The sequence below is a fragment of the Nocardioides conyzicola genome (assembly GCF_039543825.1).
Lineage (GTDB): Bacteria > Actinomycetota > Actinomycetes > Propionibacteriales > Nocardioidaceae > Nocardioides > Nocardioides conyzicola.
On sequence record NZ_BAABKM010000001.1, the window covers coordinates 508,759 to 528,383 of the forward strand.

At 73.0% G+C, this 19,625-nt stretch carries 18 protein-coding genes; 3 read left to right on the forward strand and 15 right to left on the reverse strand.

The annotated features are described in order from the left end of the window. Nucleotides 1–51: 51 nt before the first annotated feature. The 10 genes from ABEA34_RS02505 to ABEA34_RS02550 form a co-directional block, all read right to left on the reverse strand. Nucleotides 52–717: a lysophospholipid acyltransferase family protein gene (locus ABEA34_RS02505; RefSeq protein ID WP_345519123.1), complete on the reverse strand. Its 666-nt coding sequence runs from the start codon at nt 715–717 to the stop codon at nt 52–54. Between the two features lie 106 nt (nt 718–823). After that, nucleotides 824–1,498, reverse strand: coding sequence for a class F sortase (locus ABEA34_RS02510; RefSeq protein WP_345518901.1), 675 nt, complete (start codon nt 1,496–1,498; stop codon nt 824–826). Beyond that, nucleotides 1,495–2,517, reverse strand: coding sequence for an ice-binding family protein (locus ABEA34_RS02515; protein WP_345518903.1), 1,023 nt, complete (start codon nt 2,515–2,517; stop codon nt 1,495–1,497). Before ABEA34_RS02515 ends, ABEA34_RS02510 begins: the two co-directional genes overlap by 4 nt. 886 nt (nt 2,518–3,403) lie before the next feature. Then, nucleotides 3,404–4,789 (reverse strand): amidase, encoded by a 1,386-nt coding sequence (locus ABEA34_RS02520; protein WP_345518905.1) that lies wholly within the window; start codon nt 4,787–4,789, stop codon nt 3,404–3,406. 94 nt (nt 4,790–4,883) lie between these two features. After that, the gene (locus ABEA34_RS02525; RefSeq protein WP_345518907.1) at nt 4,884–5,513 is read right to left on the reverse strand and encodes an SRPBCC family protein; all 630 of its coding nucleotides are present in this window, start codon (nt 5,511–5,513) and stop codon (nt 4,884–4,886) included. Then, complete coding sequence (gene cutA, locus ABEA34_RS02530; RefSeq protein ID WP_345518909.1) at nt 5,510–7,909, reverse strand: aerobic carbon-monoxide dehydrogenase large subunit; 2,400 nt, start codon at nt 7,907–7,909, stop codon at nt 5,510–5,512. The genes ABEA34_RS02525 and cutA overlap by 4 nt, the downstream gene beginning before the upstream one ends. A gap of 67 nt (nt 7,910–7,976) precedes the next feature. Beyond that, nucleotides 7,977–8,459, reverse strand: a complete 483-nt coding sequence (locus ABEA34_RS02535; RefSeq protein WP_345518911.1) for a (2Fe-2S)-binding protein — start codon at nt 8,457–8,459, stop codon at nt 7,977–7,979. Next, entirely contained in the window at nt 8,456–9,280 is an 825-nt protein-coding gene (locus tag ABEA34_RS02540) for an FAD binding domain-containing protein (RefSeq protein ID WP_345518913.1), read from the reverse strand. The genes ABEA34_RS02535 and ABEA34_RS02540 overlap by 4 nt, the downstream gene beginning before the upstream one ends. 21 nt (nt 9,281–9,301) lie before the next feature. Then, a complete protein-coding gene (locus ABEA34_RS02545) occupies nt 9,302–10,771 on the reverse strand; it encodes a uracil-xanthine permease family protein (protein ID WP_345518915.1) in 1,470 nt (489 codons plus the stop codon). 129 nt (nt 10,772–10,900) lie between these two features. Next, nucleotides 10,901–12,154 (reverse strand): PucR family transcriptional regulator, encoded by a 1,254-nt coding sequence (locus ABEA34_RS02550; protein WP_345518917.1) that lies wholly within the window; start codon nt 12,152–12,154, stop codon nt 10,901–10,903. Nucleotides 12,155–12,229: 75 nt separating this feature from the next. Between ABEA34_RS02550 and ABEA34_RS02555 the strand changes: the two genes are divergently transcribed. The 3 genes from ABEA34_RS02555 to ABEA34_RS02565 are packed head-to-tail and all read left to right on the forward strand — an operon-like array spanning nt 12,230 to nt 15,680. Further along, on the forward strand, nt 12,230–12,901 hold the full coding sequence (locus ABEA34_RS02555; protein WP_345518919.1) for an oxamate carbamoyltransferase subunit AllH family protein: 672 nt from the start codon (nt 12,230–12,232) through the stop codon (nt 12,899–12,901). Beyond that, nucleotides 12,898–14,283 carry an AllF/FdrA family protein gene (locus ABEA34_RS02560; protein ID WP_345518921.1) on the forward strand — a complete coding sequence of 462 codons (1,386 nt, stop codon included), beginning with the start codon at nt 12,898–12,900 and terminating at the stop codon, nt 14,281–14,283. The genes ABEA34_RS02555 and ABEA34_RS02560 overlap by 4 nt, the downstream gene beginning before the upstream one ends. Continuing rightward, nucleotides 14,280–15,680: a YlbE family protein gene (locus tag ABEA34_RS02565; protein ID WP_345518923.1), complete on the forward strand. Its 1,401-nt coding sequence runs from the start codon at nt 14,280–14,282 to the stop codon at nt 15,678–15,680. The genes ABEA34_RS02560 and ABEA34_RS02565 overlap by 4 nt, the downstream gene beginning before the upstream one ends. Before the next feature lie 112 nt (nt 15,681–15,792). Here the strand turns inward: ABEA34_RS02565 and ABEA34_RS02570 are convergent, their stop codons facing one another. The 5 genes from ABEA34_RS02570 to ABEA34_RS02590 are packed head-to-tail and all read right to left on the reverse strand — an operon-like array spanning nt 15,793 to nt 19,624. Next, nucleotides 15,793–16,398, reverse strand: coding sequence for a hypothetical protein (locus ABEA34_RS02570; RefSeq protein WP_345518925.1), 606 nt, complete (start codon nt 16,396–16,398; stop codon nt 15,793–15,795). Nucleotides 16,399–16,435: 37 nt separating this feature from the next. Then, nucleotides 16,436–16,771 carry an MGMT family protein gene (locus ABEA34_RS02575; protein WP_345518927.1) on the reverse strand — a complete coding sequence of 112 codons (336 nt, stop codon included), beginning with the start codon at nt 16,769–16,771 and terminating at the stop codon, nt 16,436–16,438. After that, a complete protein-coding gene (locus ABEA34_RS02580; RefSeq protein WP_345518929.1) occupies nt 16,768–17,310 on the reverse strand; it encodes a hypothetical protein in 543 nt (180 codons plus the stop codon). The genes ABEA34_RS02575 and ABEA34_RS02580 overlap by 4 nt, the downstream gene beginning before the upstream one ends. Further along, nucleotides 17,307–18,632: a DUF58 domain-containing protein gene (locus tag ABEA34_RS02585; protein WP_345518931.1), complete on the reverse strand. Its 1,326-nt coding sequence runs from the start codon at nt 18,630–18,632 to the stop codon at nt 17,307–17,309. Before ABEA34_RS02585 ends, ABEA34_RS02580 begins: the two co-directional genes overlap by 4 nt. Next, on the reverse strand, nt 18,629–19,624 hold the full coding sequence (locus ABEA34_RS02590; RefSeq protein WP_345518933.1) for an AAA family ATPase: 996 nt from the start codon (nt 19,622–19,624) through the stop codon (nt 18,629–18,631). Before ABEA34_RS02590 ends, ABEA34_RS02585 begins: the two co-directional genes overlap by 4 nt. Between the last annotated feature and the right edge of the window lies 1 nt (nt 19,625).

Here is a 19,625-nt window from a genome sequence, read left to right on the forward strand (position 1 = left end):
CGACGAACCCATCCCGGTCCGGCAACCTCTGCCAGCGGGCCACCACCACCGTCAGGCGTCGGGCGCCCGTTCGTTGTAGATGCCCGCCTCTTCCTGGCCGGTCATCGCCTGGATCGCGCGCATGATCTCGTCGGTGACCTCGCGGCGGGCGCGGCCGAGCGGCACCCCGTCGTACCGTCCGGCGACCTCGATCGGCTTCCCGAAGGCGACGGTGACGGGGACGACCTTGGGGAAGCGGGCGCCGACGGGCTGCAGCTTCTCGGTGCCGGTGATCCCGACGGGGACGACCGGCACGCCGGCGGTCAGCGCCAGGTGGGCGACGCCGGTGCGGCCGCGGTAGAGGCGGCCGTCGCGCGACCGGGTGCCCTCGGGGTAGAGACCGAACGCGTCCCCGCGGCCGAGCACCTCGAGCGCGGTGTCGAGGCTGGCGATCGCGGCCCGCGGGTCGTCGCGGTCGACCGGCAGCATGCCCATGCCCTCGAACCACGCCTTCTGCAGCGTGCCCTTGATCCCGCCGCCGGCGAAGTAGTCGGACTTGGCCAGGAAGTGGACCTTGCGCGGCGCCACGATCGGGATCACCAGGGAGTCGGCGAAGCTCAGGTGGTTGCTCGCCAGGAGGACGGCCCCCGTGCGCGGCACGTTGTCGAGGCCGGTCACCGTCGGCCGCCAGACCAGCTTCGCGACGGGCGGGACGACCGCGTGCAGGACGGCGTACATGACCACGCGTCCAGTGTCGTGGTTACCCGTCGGTCAGCCGATTCTCCGTCTCACCCCTCGTGGGAGCACGGCCACCGGATCCCCGGAACCGGGAGATCCCTCGCGGTCAGCTGCGGGTGCCCGAGACCCAGCGTGCGTTGACGACGACGTTGGACTGGTAGCCGCCCCGGCTCGAGTCGTAGGCGCCGCCGCAGGTCACCAGGTTGAGCTCGCGCCGACCCGTCCCGCCGTACACGAGCCGGGCCGGGAAGTCGGCGTTCGCGTAGGTGGTGATGGAGCGGACGGCGTACGTGACGCTGCTGCCGTCGTCGAGCCGGACCTGGATCCGGTCGCCGGCCGCCAGCTGGGTGAGCCGGGCGAAGACCGCCGGCCCGTCGACCGAGTCGACGTGCCCCAGGATCACCGCGGTGCCGTGGGCGCCGGGAGGTGGGCCCAGGTGGTACCAGCCCGCCAGCGACGGGTCCGCCGGCACCTCGACCTCCCCGTCGGGCTGCAGCCCGAGCCGGAGCAGCCGCGAGCTGACCTCGATGCCGGGGATGCCGAGCCTGACGGGCTGCGGTGGCGGGGCGGCGTGCTTCCGCGGCCCCTGCTCCGCCGGCAGCTCCGGCTGCTGCGTGGACGCGAGCGGTGGCGCGGAGGTCTGCGAGACCTCCGCGCCCTCGGTCGGCGTCGAGCCGTCCGCCGCCCACATGACCAGGCACCCGGCGCCGATCAGCGCCAGCGCGGCCGCGGCCACGCGCCACGGGGTGCTCGACCCCCGGGCGCGGTGCGCGCGGCTCACGAGTCGGGCAGGTCGGTCCGTCGAGAGCCCCGTACGGCGGCGACGCCCGCAGCGGCGAGCGCGACCAGGCCGAGCATCAGCCAGCCGGTCCCGCTGGGTCCGCCGGGGAGCTCACCCGTGCGCGGGTGCCCGGTCGGGATCGGGGTGTCGCCACCCGGGCCACCCGGGCCACCCGGACCGCCGGGACCGTTGGGGCCCGGTGCACCAGGGCTGCTGGACGTGGGAGTGCCGGGCGACGGAGACGCGGACGCCCCGGAGCCGGGTCCGCTGGTCGACGACGGCGAGGCGCTCGGCGTCGGTGACGCGCTCGGCGTGGCGGCGGGCGCGGCGCAGGTGGGCCGGGTGATCGTGTTGGAGTCGAGCGTGACCGCGCCGTTGCGGGCCAGCATCCGGCCCTCGACGGTGGCGCTGGTCTGCAGGGTGATGCTGGTGCGGGCCAGCACCGACCCGACGAACTGGGTCGTGGTCCCGATGGTGGCCGAGCTGCCGACCTGCCAGAACACCCGGCACGCCTGGGCACCTCCGACCAGCTGGACCCGGCTGCTCGTGGCGGTGATCAGCGTCGAGCCCGCCTGGAAGACGAAGACCGCGTCGGGGTCGCCCTGGGCGTCCAGCCGGACGGTCCCGGTCAGCGCCATCCCGCTGGCCGCGGAGTAGACGCCCGGGACCAGGGTCCGGCCGCCGAGGTTCTTGCTGCTCACGTCGACGACGGGGCCGCGACCGGCGGCGTCGTTGTACGCCGTCGTGAGGTCGTCCTTGGCCTGGAGGGCCGGCGCGTCGGCGGCGTGGATGGTCCCGGCGTTGACGATGCCGGGCGGGAAGCCGGTGACCGCGGTGCCCGGGCTGACCCCGACGCTGCCGCTGATGACGCTGGGACCCGTGTTGGTGACGGTCGTGCCGGCGAGCACGGCGTACGGTCCCGCCGTCCCGAGTCCCACGCGTGGCTGGGCGGCGACGGCAGCGCCGTCGAGCGAGAGGACCACGACCACGGCACTGGCCGTGGCGATGAACGGCAGCACAAGTTTTCGGTAGGACATGCCATCTCCGAGCGTTTGCCGGAAGGCAACACCTCGGGAGGTTCAAATGTCATCGAGTCCGGATATCTCGACCTTACGTCGAGATCACGCGAAATACTCACTCCAAAAGGGTGAAGGGCCCTCGAGAGTATGAGTCCCAAGGGCCCTTCGGTTGATCGGTATCGATGACGCTCCCGATCGACTGCTCTTCTCCTCCGGCCCCGGCGGCGTCGTCATCTCGCCGTCGCGATCACTCCCCGGCAAGCCGGTTCGTTCACGTGTGGACCTTCGTCTCCGAGCTGTCCCGCCTCCCGTTGCCGGAGGACGTGAGAGAAGTTCTATGCCCTGCGGAACGGGCTGCGCAAGACCTTTCGGGAACATTCTCCTGGTTCCACCGAAAGTCACCGACTTGTCCACAGAACCGACCGGGGTTGTCCACAGAAAACGCCCAGATCCCCACAGTTGACCGGGATTGACCGCCACGGCAGATGGTCCGGAAATGGACGAAGGGCCCTTGCGAGTATGAGTCGCAAGGGCCCTTCAGGTGACCGGTACCGGTGACGCTTCCGGTCGACACACTCGTCGTCTCCGGTCCCAGCGGCCTCGTCACCCAGCCGCCGCGATCACTCCCCGGCAAGCCGGTTCGTTCACGTGTGGACCCTCGTCTTCGAGCTGTCCCGCCTCCCGTTGCCGGAGGGCGTGGGAGAAGTTCTATGCCCTCCGGGAATCGGCGCACAAGGGGTTCGCGCAACATTCTTCCGGTTCCACCGGAAATGGCCGGTTGCTCCACAGATCCGCCTCCGTGGTCCACAGACGGAGGCCCGATTCCCACAGGTTTTCCACCGGTGCTGTGGATACCGCGGCGGGCTGGTCGTGCCGATCGTCGACGTCAGCCGACGGCCGCCTCGAACGCCGCGGCCACCTCGAGCAGGAACCGGTCGCGCCCGTGCGGGGCGACGATCTGGATGCCGACCGGCAGGCCCGAGGCGGTGTGGCCGAACGGCACCGAGATGGCGGGGCAGCCGGTGACCGTGATGAAGTACGCCGCCCGCATCCAGTCGAGGTAGGTCTCCATCGGCCGGCCGTTGATCGACGTGGGGAACTCCTGGTCGGCCGGGAACGGCGGCACCTGGGACACCGGCAGCACGAGGACGTCGTACGCCGTGAAGAACTCGCGCATGCGCTCGGAGAGGGCGGTGCGCTGGCTGTACGCGCGGGCCACGTCGGCGCCGGTCAGCGACTCACCGGCCCGGATGTTGTCGGCGAGCGACTGCTTGAAGTCGTCGGGCGAGGCGGCGAGCATCAGCCCGAACTTGGCCTGGAAGTGCCACGCACGCAGGGTGCGGAAGGTGTCGTCGGCCTCGGCGAGCAGTGGGTGGGCGTCCGACACCGTCGCACCGGCGGACGTGAGGACGGCCGCGGACGAGGCGACGACCTCGGCGACCTCGGTGTCGACCTCGAAGGCGCCACCGAGATCGGGAGAGACAGCGACGCGGAGCCCGGACAGCGAGCCGGCGAGCGGGGGTGCGAAGCCCGAGCCGGGATCGGTGAGCGCCTGCGGCGCCCGGGGATCGGGCCCGGCCATGACGGACAGCAGGAGCGCCAGGTCGCCGACGTTGCGCGCCATCGGACCGCCGACGGACGTCGTCTCCCACTGGTTGTAGAGCGGCCACTCCGGCACCCGGCCGAGCGACGGCCGCAGCCCGACCACGCCGCAGAACGACGCCGGGTTGCGCAGCGAGCCGCCCATGTCGGATCCGTCGGCGAGCGGGACCATCCCGGAGGCCAGCGCGCACGCGGCACCTCCGGACGAGCCGCCGGCGGACCGGGTCGGGTCGACCGGGTTGCGGGTGAGCCCGAAGACCCGGTTGAACGTGTGCGAGCCGGCCGCGAACTCCGGCACGTTGGTCTTGCCGATCACGACCACGCCGGCCCGGCGTACGCGCTCCACGATCAGGTCGTCGTGCTCGGCGACGTGGTCGGCGAAGAGCGGGGAACCGTACGTCGTGCGCCATCCCTCGACGCCGTGGGTGTCCTTGAAGGCGAACGGCAGCCCGTGCAGCGCGCCGACCTCGGCGCCGGACGCGAGTGCCTCGTCGGCGGCCGCGGCGCCCGCGCGGGCACGCTCCTCGTCGAGCGAGACGATCGCGTTGAGCTCGGGGTTGCGCGCGGCGATCCGCTCCAGGTGCAGGTCGAGCAGCTCGCGCGCCGAGATGTCGCGCCGGCGTACGGCGTCGGCCTGGTCGCGCGCGGTCGACTCGACGGAGAGCGTCACCGGGGGTCACCGGGCAGCGGTGAGCAGGCAACCACAATGCGGCCGTCAGGGCTGGCGAACGGTTGCTGGCTCACCGCTCCCCGGGACGTCACGCTCATCGGCGACGGCGGCCGAAGAGCCCACCCGCGACGACGCCGAGCAGGACGAGGCCGGCGCCGACGGCGATGCCCTTGAGGAAGTCGTCCTGGGAGGAGACGCCCGCCGCCTTGGGCGGAGCCTTGAACACGGCGGGCGCACCGGCCGCGGGGGTCTCAGCAGCCTCGATCGCCGGAGCGTCGACCGCGGGAGACGCGATCGCGGAGGCGACGTTGCCGAAGAACTCGCCGGCCATCCGCTTGGAGACCGAGGTGAGCATCCGCTGGCCGACCCCGCCGACCATGCCGCCGACGACCGCGTCGGCCTCGTAGTCGATCTTCGTGACGCCGGGCTCGGCCTCGCCGAAGAAGACCTGCACGGTGGCGTCGATCGTGCCCGGGGCGCCGGCGCCGGACAGCCGCATCACCAGGGACTCGTGCGCCTTCAGGTCCGAGAGCGTGCACGAGCCCTGGTAGGTGCCCTTGATCGCGGCGACCCCGGCGGTGACCGTCATGTCGTAGGCGTTGTCCGCCGTCGCCGCGAGCTGCTCGCAGCCCGGGATCGTGGTGACCAGCACCCGCGGGTCGAGGATCGCGTCCCAGACCGTCTCGACCGGGAACGGGACGACGTTGGATCCGCTGATCTTCATGAGTTCTCCAGTCCCTGCGATTGGCGAAGCGCGTAGAGCTCGGACGGCGAGATCGGCATCGCCTTGATGGTGATGCCTTCCGCGTCCTCGATGGCGGCGGCGAAGACGGCGGCCGACGGGATCACCCCGGCCTCGCCGGCGCCCTTGATGCCGAGGGGGTTGAGCGGGGACGGCGTCTCGAGGTGGTCGATGTCGATGCCGTCGGGCACCTCGGTGACGTAGGGCATCAGGAAGTCCATGAACGACGCGTTGAGCAGCTGTCCCGACTCGTCGTACGCCATCCGCTCGTAGAGCGCTCCGCCGACCCCCTGCGCGACGCCGCCGTGGATCTGGCCCTCGACGATCATCGGGTTGATCAGGTGACCGCAGTCGTGCACGACGGCGTACTTGAGGATGGTGATCTCGGCCGTCTCGGGGTCGGTCTCGACGATGACCGCGTGCATGCCGGACGCGAACGTCGCGCGCTCGGGCGAGTAGAAGTCCTTACCCTCCAGGCCCGGCTCCTCGTCCTCCGCGACCGGCGGCTTGCCCGGGTCGCCGACGGTGAACTGGGTCGCCGCCTTGGACGCCTCGTCGAAGGCGTAGCGCAGCGGGTTGGACAGCACGGAGACCGTGCCGAGGTCGATGGACGTGCCCGGTGAGCCCTTGACCGACACCACCCCGTCCACGATCTCGAGGTCGTCCTCGGACGCCTCCAGCGCCTCGGCGGCGATCTTGAGCACCTTCTCCTTGGCGCGCTTCGCCGCGAGGTGGATCGCGGAGCCGCTCATCACGGCCGCGCGCGAGGCGAACGTGCCGACGGCGTACGGCATCCGCCGAGTGTCGCCGGTGACGACCTCGACGTCCTCGAACTTCACGCCAAGCTCGTCGGCGACGAGCTGCGCGAAGACGGTCGCGTGCCCCTGCCCCTGCGTCGTCAGGCCGGTGGCCACCTTGACCTTGCCCGACGTCTCGATGTGCACGTGCGCGCCCTCGTAGGGCCCGACGCCGGTGCCCTCGACGTAGCAGGCGAGGCCGATGCCGACCTGGCGCCCCAGCGCCGCCATCTCGGCCTTGAAGGCCGGGAACTCGTCCCAGCCGACCAGCGCCTTCGTCTTCTCCAGCATCGCCGGGTAGTCCCCGGAGTCGTACTCGAGCTCCCGGCCGTCCTGGAAGACCAGGCCCTGGTCGTAGGGGAACTCGTCGGGCTGGATGAAGTTGACGGCACGCACCTCGGTGCGGTCCTTGCCGAGGTACGCCGCGATCGCGTCCATCGTCCGCTCCATGGCGTAGCAACCCTGTGGCCGCCCGGCTCCGCGGTACGGCGTGACCATCACGGTGTTGGTGTAGAGCGACTCGAAGACGACCCGGTAGTTCTGCGGCTTGTAGGGCCCCAGCAGCTGGGTCGAGGTGATGATCGGGACGATCAGGCCGTACGGCGTGTAGGCGCCGTGGTCGTGCCAGAACTCCACGTCGAGCCCCAGCAGCCGGCCGTCGTCGTCGAAGCCGACCTCGATGTGCTGCACCTGGCCGCGCTCGTGCGCCGACGAGATGAAGTGCTCGCGCCGGTCCTCGGTGAACTTCACCGTCCGGCCGAGCGCCCTGGCCGCCATCGGGACGAGCAGCTCCTCGGGCCACGGGTGGTTGATCTTCACGCCGAAGCCGCCGCCCACGTCGGGGGTGATCACGTCGACCTGGCCGAGGTCGAGGCCCATCTTCACGGCGACCGCGGCGCGGACGCCGGTCGAGGTCTGCGTCGACGTCCACACCTGGAGGCGGTTGAGGTCGGGGTCCCAGCGGGCGACGGTGCCGCGGCCCTCGAGCGGCATGCACGCGCTCCGCTCGACCGTGAGGTCGAGCTCGAGCCGGTGCGGTGCCTTCGCGATGGCGGCCGGGGCGTCCCCGACGTTCTGCTCCAGCCGGGCGCCCACGTTGCCGGGCACGTCGTCGTGGACCAGCCGCGTCGCCGCGCGTGCGGCGTCGATGCCGACGACCGGCGGCAGGAACTCGTAGTCCACCCGGATCCGGCCGACCGCGTCCTCGGCGACGTAGCGGTCCTCGGCGACGACGAACGCGATCGCCTCGCCCACGTAGTTGACCTCGTCCTTGGCCAGCGCGTACTGGGTGCGTCCGTGGGTCAGGGCCGGGTGCGGGATCAGCAGCGGGAGTGGCTCGGCCATCTGCGGCGTGCAGGCCGCGAGGTCCTCCCACGTGTAGACCGCGTGCACGCCCTCGACGTCGAGCACGTCGGCGACGTCGATGTCGACGATCCGGGCGTGCGCGTGCGGCGAGCGGAGCACGGCGCAGTGCAGCACGTCCCGCTCGACCGCCACGTCGTCGACGTACCGCCCGAGCCCGCGCAGGAAGCGCTGGTCCTCGACCCGCTGGACCTTCTGGCCCATCAGCTTGGTCGTCATGCGGGGTCCCCGCGAAAGTGTGGGGTGGAGGAGCGAAGCGGGGGAAGCCCGCAGTTTCGTGGGGTGCTCATGTCGCTCCCAGCTCCGCGGCGCGCTCGACGGCCCTCACGATGTTCTGGTAGCCGGTGCAGCGGCAGAGGTTGCCGGCGATCATGTCGCGGGCCTCCTCGTGCGTGGGGGTCGGGTTGTCGCGCAGCCCGGCCGTGATCGTGGTGAGGAAGCCCGGGGTGCAGAAGCCGCACTGCAGCCCGTGGCACTCGACGAACGCCTGCTGCACGGGGCCCAGCGACCCGTCCGGGTTGGCCAGGCCCTCGACCGTGGTGATCTCGCTGCCCTCGGCGGCGACCGCGAACATCAGGCAGGACCGCATCGGCGCCCCGTCGACCAGGATCGTGCACGCGCCGCAGACACCGTGCTCGCAGCCGACGTGGGTACCGGTGAGCCTGAGGTCGTGGCGCAGCGCGTCCGACAGCAGCCGCCGCGCGGGCACCCGGATCTCGTGGGCGTGGCCGTTGACGGTGAGGCGTACGTCGTGGAGCTCCTCGGTCATCGCACTCCCTCCGCAAACGTGTGTGCCGATCGAACCACGCGCCCGGTGAGCACCCGGACCAGCTGGGCGCGGTAGGCGGCGGTCGCGTGGATGTCCTCTGCGGGGTCGAGCTGCGCGAGCGCGGCCTCCCCCAGGTCGTCGTCGGCGACACCGCTCAGGTCGACGACGGTCGGCACGTCGCTCACCGACAGGTAGCCGACCCGCACCGTGTCACCGTCGACCAGCGCGGCCGCGCCGACCAGCGCGTAGTCGCCGTGCCGGCGCGCGATCTCCTCGAAGGCGACGCCCGCACCGGCCGCCAGCCCCGGAAAGTAGGCCGAGACCGCGATCTCGTCGTGGGCCACCGACGACTCCAACGGCCCGAGGTAGAGCTCGGACGCCGGGATCGTACGGCGTCCTCGCGGCCCCTCGACGTCGAGCGAGCCCCCGAGCAGCGAGAGCACGACGGGCATCTCGGCCGCCGCGTCGGCGTGCACGATCGAGCCGACCGTCGTGCCCCGGTTGCGGATCGTGGCGTGAGCGACGTTGGCCAGCGCCAACGAGACGAGCGGCTGCACCCGGCGTACGTCGGGCGAGGCGAGGACGGCGGCGTGCCGGGCGAGCGCACCTACCCGGACGCCCCCGTCCTCCACCGTGACCTCGTCCAGGCCCGGGATCCCGTTGATGTCGACGAGCATCGCGGGTGCCGCGAGCCGCATCGACAGCAACGGGACGAGGCTCTGGCCACCGGCCAGCACCTTGGCGTTCGGCTCGCCGGCCAGGGCCTCGACAGCTTCGGCGATGGTCCCCGGCCGGCGATAGGCGAACGGTGCTGGCTTCACTCAGTCATCCCTGGGTCGGTCCTAGTGCTTGTGGTCATGGGTGTGCGGCGGCGCGTGGTCCTCGACGTGAGCGCCCGTGGTGCCGACCGCGATGATCGCTCCGTCGTCGACGCCCTTCGGACCGACGAAGCGGGCCAGGTGGTAGCCGAGCACGACCACCAGGGTGCCGAGCGCGATGCCGGTGAGATGGAAGTCGTCGGTGAACTTCAGGTCGGCGTTGCCGATGGCCAGGATGATGCCCGCGCCGATCGGGACCAGGTTGACGGGGTTGGCGAAGTTGACCCCGTTCTCCTTCCAGATCTTGGCGCCGAGCAGGCCGATCATGCCGTAGAGCACCAGCGTGATCCCGCCCAGGACGGCCGGCGGGGTCGCGTTGACGATCGCCCCGAACTTGGGGACCAGACCGAGCAGCACCGCGACGATCGCCGCCACGAAGTACGCGGCGGTCGAGTAGACGCGCGTCGCGGCCATGACGCCGATGTTCTCGGCGTACGTCGTGGTCGGCGAGCCACCCACGGCGCTGGCGATGACGGTGCCGACACCGTCGGCGGCGACCGCACGACCCATGTACGGGTCGAGGTCGGCGCCGGTCATCTCGCCGACGGCCTTGACGTGGCCGACGTTCTCCGCGATCAGCGCGATCACGGCGGGGAGCACGAGCAGGATGAAGGTGATCGAGAACGCCGGCGCGTGCCAGCCGACCGCTCCCAGGTTGCCGGCCAGCGTCTGGTTGCCGACGAGGCCGTCCGCGGTGTGCTTCGGGAAGCCGAACCAGTCGGCGTCCTTGACCGTGGTCCAGTCGACCCGGTGGTGCGGACCCGGGTCGGCGTTGCCGGGCAGCGGCAGCGAGGTCTTGCCGAAGAGCCCGTCGAAGAGCCAGGACACCAGGTAGCCGAAGATCAGGCCGAGGAAGATCGCGATCCGGCCCAGGAAGCCCCGGAAGCCGACCGCCATCAGGATCACCGCGGTCATGGTGATGATCGCGACCCACGGGTCCGAGGGCATGTACGTGCCGGTGGCGACCGGGGCGAGGTTGAACCCGATCAGCATGACGACGGCGCCGGTCACGATCGGCGGCAGGACGGCGTTGACGACGCCGGCGCCGAGGAAGTGGATGATCACGCCGACGATCGCCAGCACGACGCCGGCGACGAGGATCGCGCCGGTCACGTCCGCGGGTCCACCGGGACCGCCCGAGCCGGTGTAGGTGTAGATCGCGGTGGCACCGCCGACGAAGGAGGCCGACGTGCCGAGGTAGCTCGGCACCTTGCCCTTCACGATCAGCAGGAAGCAGATGGTCGCGATACCGCTCATCATGATCGCGAGGTTGGCGTTCAGGCCCATGACGATCGGGAAGACGAAGGTCGCCCCGAACATCGCTACGACGTGCTGGGCGCCGAGGCCCACCGTCTTGCCCCAGGCGAGTCTCTGGTGCGGCGCTACGGCCTCACCGGGCCCGGGATTGACTACGTCCCACTTGAACATCGACATGTGAGCACCCTTTCGGTGTCAGGACGGATCCCGAGTTCCGCTCAACCTAGTGAGGCCCATGACACACCCACGACGGCGACACATGCCGAAGGAACGCCGCGACGGCTGTCATCTGTTGTCGGCGCGTGATCAGGCGGTGATCTCCAGGACGCGCAGCGCGACCGCGACGTCGAGGCGCAGGTGCGGGTCCGTCGAGAGCGGGCCGAGCAGCCGCTCGAGCTTGGAGACCCGGTAGCGCATCGTGTTGTAGTGGAAGAACTGCAGGCGGGCCGCCTCGGCCACGTTGAAGTTGGTGTCGAGCAGCACCTGCAGGGTCACCCGCAGGTCGGCCGCCTCGGTGGTCGCCTCGGCCAGCGGTCCGAGGACGTCGTCGACGAACGCACCCAGCTCCGCCGAGCCCGCCGGGGTGTCCGGGATCAGGGCGATCAGGCGGTGCACGCCGAGCTGGTCGAAGAACGTCGTCGACCCGCCGCCGCGGATCCGCCGCCCGACCTCGACGGCCCGGCGTGCCTGGGCGTACGCCGTCGGCAGGTCCTCGATGCCGCCGGCGATCCGGCTGACGCCGACCGAGAACGGGCGCCGGCCGCCGCCCTTGTCGCCGGCGACGGCGGTCACGGCCCGGCGTACGACGTCGTGGCCCGCCAGGGGCTCCAGGTCGCCGTCACCGAGCGGGAGCAGGGTGACGACCTCCGACGAGAAGTCGACGGTGGCGATGTCCGGCGCGAAGGTCGCGGCCACCTGCCGCCAGGCCGCCGAGAAGCGCTGCTGCCACTGCCGGCGCCGGGCGCCCGACGCGAGGTCGTCGCTCGGGTCGATCTCGGCCACCACGACGACCATCGGCCGGGACAGGTCCCAGCCGAACGTCTCGGCGTGCTCGGCGACGTAGGCCTGGTCCGCGGTGCGGCGCAGCAGCAGGTCGCGCAGGAAGTCGCCCTGGTACTTGGTCTCGACGGCGGTGACCGCCTCCTCGCGGGTGATCAGCAGCGCGGCCACGGCCGCGGCGCGTTCGAGGGCGTGCACGTCGTCGGCGGAGATCGGCTCGCGGCGCACCGCCACCAGGCGGGCGAGCTCGACGCCGCCGGCGGCCACCCGGGACACGTGGACGTCGCCGCCGCCGATCCGCTCGACCCGCACCCGGCCGGTCGGGTCGACCAGGTCCTGCTCGGTGAGCAGGGCCTGGTGGTCGTCGTCGAGGGCCGCGGCCCGGATCCGGCCGTCGGTCGACGTGAACGCCACGCCGACCCCGAGCACCCGGCTCACCTCCGCGGCGATCCCGCCGAGGTTGCCGCCCTCCAGCACGATCTGCGTCAGCCCGGTGTGCAGGGCGTCGACCCGGGCCAGCGCGGCGCTGGCGAGCTCCTCGCGGTCATCGCTTATCAACACTTGCACTCCCTTGGCGTAGGCGTTGGCACAACCTCACATCCCCAAACCGTAACCGCCCCCGATAGCGTCGGTGCAGTGATCCCCGTCAGCGCACCCCCGCGAGTGCGGGCGCTGCTGCGGTCGGCCCCCGACGGACCGGTGCCCGTGCTGCACCGCGGTCGCGACGCGGTCTACGTCGAGATCGCCGGTCGGTGCGTCGGCGTCGTCTCCCGCCGGGCCACCGCCGTGCCGTGCGCCCTGCGGGCCGCGGCCGACGCGCTGCCCGACGTCCGCTGGGCCCGGATCGACCAGGGCGTGCTGCACCTCGACGACGAGGCGCTGCCGGTCGGTCGGGTCGTCGAGGTCCGGGTCCCGACCCTCCGGGCGCTCGCCACCAGCCCGGCGCCCCCACCCGGCGACGTCGCGTCGATGGTCGGGCGCGGCGACGGTCTCACGCCGTACGACGACGACGTGCTGTGCGGCTGGCTGGCCACGCACCGCGCGGCCGGGATCGCGACCGACGAGGTCGACGCCGACGTACGCCGGTGCCTCGACCGGACCACGCTGCTCTCCGCAACCCTGCTCGAGTGCGCGATGCACGGCGAGGTGATCCCGGAGTTCGCCCGGTGGCTCGCCGCGGTCGGCAGCGAGGCCGAGGCCGAGCTCGCGGACCGGCTGGCCGCCGTCGGCCACACCTCCGGACGCGGGCTGCTCCAGGGCGCCCGCACCGCCCTCGACCACCTCAGGCCTCTCGAAGGAGCCGCATGACGAACCACGTCGAGCTACGACCCGGCGCGTACGCCGACTCGGTCACCCTGCTCCAGGTCAGCCGCGCGGTGCAGGGCCTCGACGGCGTGCTCGCCGCCCAGGTCGCGATGGCGACCGCCCTCAACATCGAGGTGCTGGTGGAGATGGGCTTCGACGTCCCCGCCGAGGCGACCACCAACGACCTGGTCGTGGCGCTGCGGCTCGCCGACGCCGATGCCCTCCCGGTCGCGCTGGCCGGCGTCGACCAGGCGCTGCGCGACGCCAACCGACGGCCCGAGGGGTCGAGCGAGATCGCCGCGCCCCGCACCACGGCGAGCGCCTTGCGGCGTACGCCCGAAGCCGCCGTCGTGGTCGTGTCCGTGCCCGGCCCCAGCGCGCTGGTCGAGGCGATGGACGCCGTCGACGCCGGGCGCGACGTGCTCATCTTCAGCGACAACGTCCCCGTCGAGCAGGAGGTCGCCCTCAAGCGCGCGGCCGCCGAGCGCGGCGTCCTGGTGATGGGACCGGACTGCGGCACCGCGGTGGTCGGCGGGCTCGGGCTCGGGTTCGCCAACGTCGTCTCCCCCGGGCCGGTCGGCATCGTCGCCGCGTCCGGCACCGGCTGCCAGCAGCTGCTGGCCCTCCTCGACCACGCCGGCGTCGGGGTCACCTCGGCCCTGGGCGTCGGCGGCCGCGACCTCTCCGCGGAGGTGCGCGGCGTCTCCACCCGCGAGGCGCTGCGCCGCCTCGACTCGGACCCCGCCGTCGAGCTGATCGTGGTGATCTCCAAGCCGCCGGCGCCCGACGTCGCCGCCGAGATCGAGGAGTACGCCGGCACGCTCGCCACCCCGGTCGAGTTCGCCCTCCTGGGTGCCGGGAAGCCCGACCTCACCGCCGCCACCGAGGCGGTGCTGCGCCGGCTCGGCCGCGACGTGCCGGCCTGGCCCGTGGTCGGATCGGCCTCGCCCGGGAGTGGCGCGATCCGCGGCCTCTTCGTCGGCGGGACCCTCAAGAGCGAGGCCCAGCTGATCGCCGGCACCGATGCCGGGCACACCTTCGTCGACTTCGGCGACGACGAGTACACGACCGGTCGCGCCCACCCGATGATCGACCCGAGCCTCCGGCTCGACCACCTGGGGCGGGCCGCGGCCGACCCGGCCACCGGCGTGCTCCTCCTCGACGTCGTGCTGGGCCACGGCGCCGAGCCCGACCCGGCCGCGCTGCTCGCGCCGGCGATCGCGGCCGCCACTCAACCCGTGGTGGTCGCCGTCGTCGGCACCGACGGCGACCCGCAGGGCCGCGACCGTCAGGTCCGGGCGCTGGTCGACGCCGGGGCCGAGGTCCACCTGTCCAACGCCGGCGCCACCCGCCGCGCCCTCGAGCTGCTGGGAGCCTCGTCGTGACCACCCCGGAAGCCGTCGTCAACGTCGGCGCCGACCTGCTCGCCGACGCCGTGGCCGATCAGGCCACGCCCGTCACCCGGGTCGACTGGCGGCCACCGATGACCGGCACCGAGGCCGACCTCGCGACGGTCGCCGCCGACCCCCTCCGTCGTACGGCGAACGAGCGGGCTCTCGTGGCGATGCTCGGCGTGACCGCCACCCTGGTCGACGTCGCTCCGGCGTCCGAGGTGCTCGGCCTGCAGCGCGGCGAGTTCCTGCACGCGGGCCCGCCGATCGCGTGGGACCGCGCGTCCGGCCCGCTCCGCGGTGGGCTGATGGCCGGCGCCGCGCTCGAGGGTCTCGTCGACGACCCCGAGGACGCGGTCGCGCTCTTCGAGGCGGGCGACAGCGTCTCGCTCGAGCCCTGCCACCACCGCTCGACCGTCGGCCCGATGGCCGGCGTCGTCACGCCGAGCATGTGGATGTTCGTGCTCGAGGACGCGGCCAGCGGCCGGCGTACGTACTGCTCCCTCAACGAGGGCCTCGGCAAGGTGCTCCGCTACGGCGCCTACGGCCCCGAGGTGCTGACCCGGCTGCGCTGGATGGGCGACGTGCTCGGGCCGCTGCTCCAGAAGGCCGTCCGCGCGACCGACCCGGTCGACGTCACCGGCATCCTCACCCAGATGCTGCAGATGGGCGACGAGGCCCACAACCGCAACCGCGCCGGCACGCTGATGCTGCTGCGTGACCTCTCCCCCGCGATGGTGACGAGCGGCATGGACAGCGCGGACGTCGCGGACGGGTTGCGCTTCATCGGCGGCAACGACCACTTCTTCCTCAACCTGGCCATGCCCGCCTGCAAGCTCGCGCTCGACGCCGCCCGCGGCACCGAGGGCTCGACGATGGTCGTCGCGATGGCCCGCAACGGCACCGACTTCGGCATCCAGACGGCGGGCACCGGCGACGAGTGGTTCACGGGGCCGGCCCAGCTCGCCGACGGCCTCTTCCTCGGCTCCTACGGTCCCGACGACGCCAACCCCGACATCGGCGACTCGGCGATCACCGAGACCGCCGGCATCGGCGGGTTCGCGATGGCGACCGCGCCGGCGATCGTCCGCCTCGTCGGCGGCTCGGTGCCGGACGCGCTGGCGACCACCCGCCGGATGCACGAGATCACGCTCGGGGAGAACCCGCGCTGGACGGTGCCGGTGCTGGAGTTCCAGGGCACGCCCACCGGCATCGACGTGTCGAAGGTCTGCCGCACCGGGATCCTGCCGCAGATCAACACCGGCATGGCCGGCCGGCTCGCCGGCGTCGGACAGGTCGGCGCCGGCCTGGTCACGCCCCCTGCCGAGATCTTCCCCCAGGCGCTGGCCCGGCTGGCGGGGCTGGCGCGCGAGCGGCAGGATCGGCTGTAACGCCGGGTTAATGGCTGTACCCAGGGGGTTGCAGCACCGTGGGTACAGGCAGTAACCCGGCGTTACAGGTGCCGTCGGCCTGCCGCGAGCCGCTTGCCTGGGGGCGAACGGGTCAGTAGCGCAGCCAGCCGCGCAGCCCGATCACGGCGCCGCGCTCACGGCTGGCGTCGAGGAACACGTAGAGCGGTCCGCCGGGCACGTGCTCGCGCTGGGCGAGGTTCCCGTTGCTCGGGTGCACGGCGTGCAGGTACCCGTCGTACCCGCGGATCTTGCCGCCGGTGACGATCATCGTGTGCCAGCCGCGGTCCACCCACCCGCACAGCCAGCTGTCCTGACCGGTGCCCATGTGCGCGGCGTAGACGTAGACCTCGTGGCGCCACACGGCGGGGTCACGGCCGCCCGGGACGTCGGGGCAGCGGGTCGGCGCGGCGGCCCACCTGATGAAGGTGGTGCTGAAGAAGGGATAGCTCTCGTGCCAGGTACGTCGCTCGCCGGTGCCCTGGCAGGAGCCCGCGTCGTCACGCCAGCTGCCCTCGCAGCTGGCGGCGGCCCCTCCCCCGTACGCATTGATGTGGAAGTGGACCTGGTGCCACGACCCCGGGGCAGCGCCGGCGTCCTCCTCGTTGGCGACGGCCGTCCCGGCCGGGACCAGCAGGCTCGCCAGGAGGCCGACGAGGGTGAGGAAGCCGGCCGCGGCGGCCCGGGTCGAAGTGGTCATGCCCCGGACCGTAGGCCCGGCGGCGGGTCCTGCTCTGTCAGCGACCTGACACAACGGACGCCGGCGGTCGCCACAGGGCGCGCTTGATGTCGACGCTCCCCGACGGGCGCAGCGGCGTGCCCTCCTCGAGGTAGGCCTGGCGGGCCTCGTCGTGGTGGCTCGGCGGCAGCGACCCGTCGGCGCGGACCACGCGCCACCACGGCATCCCGGCTCCGTGGGACGCCATCACGTTGCCCACGATGCGCGGACCACCACCGCCGACGACGGCGCCGACCACCTCGGCGATGGTGCCGTACGTCGTGACCCGGCCGCGCGGGACCGACTCGACGCAGCGCAGCACCAGCTCGACGTACTCCTCGTGGTCCAACGTCATGGCAGGTCCTCGCGTGGCGAGCCGGCGGTCAGCGCGACCGCCGCCGCGACCGTGGCGACGAGGCCGGCGCCGACGCCGACGACCCAGATGCCGGGCTGCTCGGGCTCGCCGTCGAGCAGCAGCGCCAGCCCCCAGACGAGAGGTACGCCGAGGAGCAGCACCGCGCCGCGGCGTACCCACAACCGCACCAGCGCGGGGTCGAGCGGCATCTCGCCGGGGCCGTAGCCGGCCAGCACCGCGGCGACGTGCGCGACCAGCAGGGCGGTCGCCGCGACGAGCACGGCCGGGTGCAGCCCGTCGTCGAGGGCGCCCGCCCACCAAGCCAGCACGGCAAGCAGGACGCCCGCCCCGACCGGCGACTCGGGCAGCGCGGCGAACGCCCCGGACAGGACGACGATCCCGACCGCGACCCACCACGTGGGCCACCGGCCGGCCGGCCCGGCCGCGAGGACGGCGACGATCGGCGCGACGAAGATGATCGCCCGCAGCACCAGCTGGCTGCGGGAGAGCGCGGTGGCCGCGGCCAGCACCCCGTTCACCGGACCACCACCCGGGGCTGGCCGGCCCGCCGGGCCAGGCGCCGCAGCACGTCGTCGATGGTGCCCGGCCCGCGCCACGCCACGACCGGGCAGCCGAGGGCGGCCAGCCGCTGCAGCACGACCGTCCGCTCGAGGCTGCGCATCCGCCAGGCGTACGCCGCCAGCTCCGGGTCGGTGCCCTCGGCGACGCCGGGGCGTACGTCGGCGGGCAGGGTGTCGACGACGAGCACGGGCACGCCCCGCTTGGTCAGGGTCGCGGCCACCGCGCCGATCGACTCGGCCAGCATCGGCGACAGCAGGATCACGACGGTGCCGCCGGTGACGCCGAGCTGCAGGACGCCCGCCTCGGCCTCGGTGACCTCGCCGGGCCGGATGCCGGCCAGGGTGTGCTGCAGCCGTCGCAGGTGCCGCGAGCCGGTGCCGTAGCCGACCAGCTCGCGACCGCGACCGACCACCCGCAGCGCCACCCGGTCGCCCGACCGGACATGGTGCTCGGCGACGGCGGACGCCGCCCGCACCGACAGGTCGAGGCTGCTCGCGGCGCCGTCGACGCCGTCCGACGCGCCGTGGTCGGCGAGCGCGTCGACCACGAGCAGCACGCCGGTGTCCTCCTCGGCGCGGGTGCTGACCACGTGGAGCTCCCGCGACCGCAGCGACACCCGCCAGTTGATCCGGCGCAGCCGGTCGCCCGGTGCGAAGGGCCGGATGCCGGCCAGCTCGGTGCCGCTGCCCGGCCGCTGCGAGCGGTGCGCGCCGACCAGGCCGACCGGCTGCGGCGCGTCCGCGCGCGAGTCGTACGGCGCCGTCGCCGGCAGCACCCGCATCTCCTGGCCGCCCAGGGTGACGGGGCCGAACCGGTAGCCCGCCCACGGCGACAGCAGCGCCACCCGCTCCGTGCCGACGTGCCGCCGACCCCACCGCCGCGGGCTGATCTCGGTGGTAGGCGCGGGACCGTCGGCCCCCTCGAGCAGCGCGCCGACGTACCCGCCGTGCGGCCGCGCGACGACGTACGGCGGGTGGCCGGTCGCCCGGACGAGGTACTCGGCGTGGTCGGCGCCGGCGAGCGTCAGCCGCGACGTCGTCCCCTGGCCCTCGTGGAGCGTCGTGTGGTCGAGCCGGGACTCGAGCCGCGGGACGGCGGTCGGCCGGCGCAGCAGCCCGACCGTCGCCAGCCCGATGAACGGCACCGCCAGCACCACCAGCGACGGGTCGCCCAGCAGCAGCGCGCCGCCGACGGCGACCGCCGCGGTGACGACCGCCCGGCCGAGCGCCGCCGTCGGCCGCCAGCGGGCGTCCGCCGAGGTCAGGGGGCTGAGCGTCATCGCCGCTCGAGGGTGGCCGGGGTCGGGACCTTGGCGAGCACGGCGTCCACCACGCTCCGGCCGCTCGCGTCGGTCATCCAGAGCTCCGGCCGCACGGTGACCCGGTGGCCGAGGACCGAGCGGGCGACCGCCTTGACGTCCTCGGGGATCACGTAGTCCCGCCTCCGGATCAGCGCGAACGCGCGGGCGGCCAGGACCAGGCCGAGCGAGCCGCGCGGCGAGGCGCCGGTCAGCACGTCGGAGTGGGTGCGGGTGGCGGTCGCGAGGTCGACGCAGTAGCGGCCGACGCTCTCGTCGACGGTCACGGTCTCGACGGCCGCCTGCATGGCCAGCAGTCCCTCGGCGTCGGTGATGCGCTGGAGGTCGACCTCCTCCTGGCGCCGCTCGAGGCGTCGTGCGAGCACGTCGTACTCCTCGCCCGGTGAGGGGTACCCGAAGCTGACGCGGAGCAGGAACCGGTCCAGCTGCGCCTCGGGCAGCGGGTAGGTGCCTTCGTACTCGATCGGGTTGGCGGTCGCGAGGACGTGGAACGGCGCGGCCAGCGGGAAGGTCTCGCCCTCGACGGTGACCTGCCGCTCCTGCATCGCCTCCAGCAGCGCGGACTGGGTCTTGGGCGGGGTCCGGTTGATCTCGTCGGCCAGCAGGAGGCCGGTGAAGATCGGCCCGGGCCGGAAGTCGAAGCGAGCCTCGCGCTGGTCGTAGACGAACGAGCCGGTGAGGTCGGCCGGCAGCAGGTCGGGGGTGAACTGGGCTCGCCGGAAGTCCAGGCCGAGCGCCTGGGCGAACGACCGGGCCGCGAGCGTCTTGCCGAGTCCCGGGTAGTCCTCGAGCAGCACGTGCCCCTTCGCCAGCACGGCGGCGAGCACCTGGAGCAGCGCCTCCCGCTTGCCGACGACGGCCTTCTCGACCTCCGCGATCACCCGCTCGGCCAGGTCGGCGGCCTGGTCGACGGACATGGGCTCGGTCCCGGTTCCGGGCCTGCCTTCAGACATG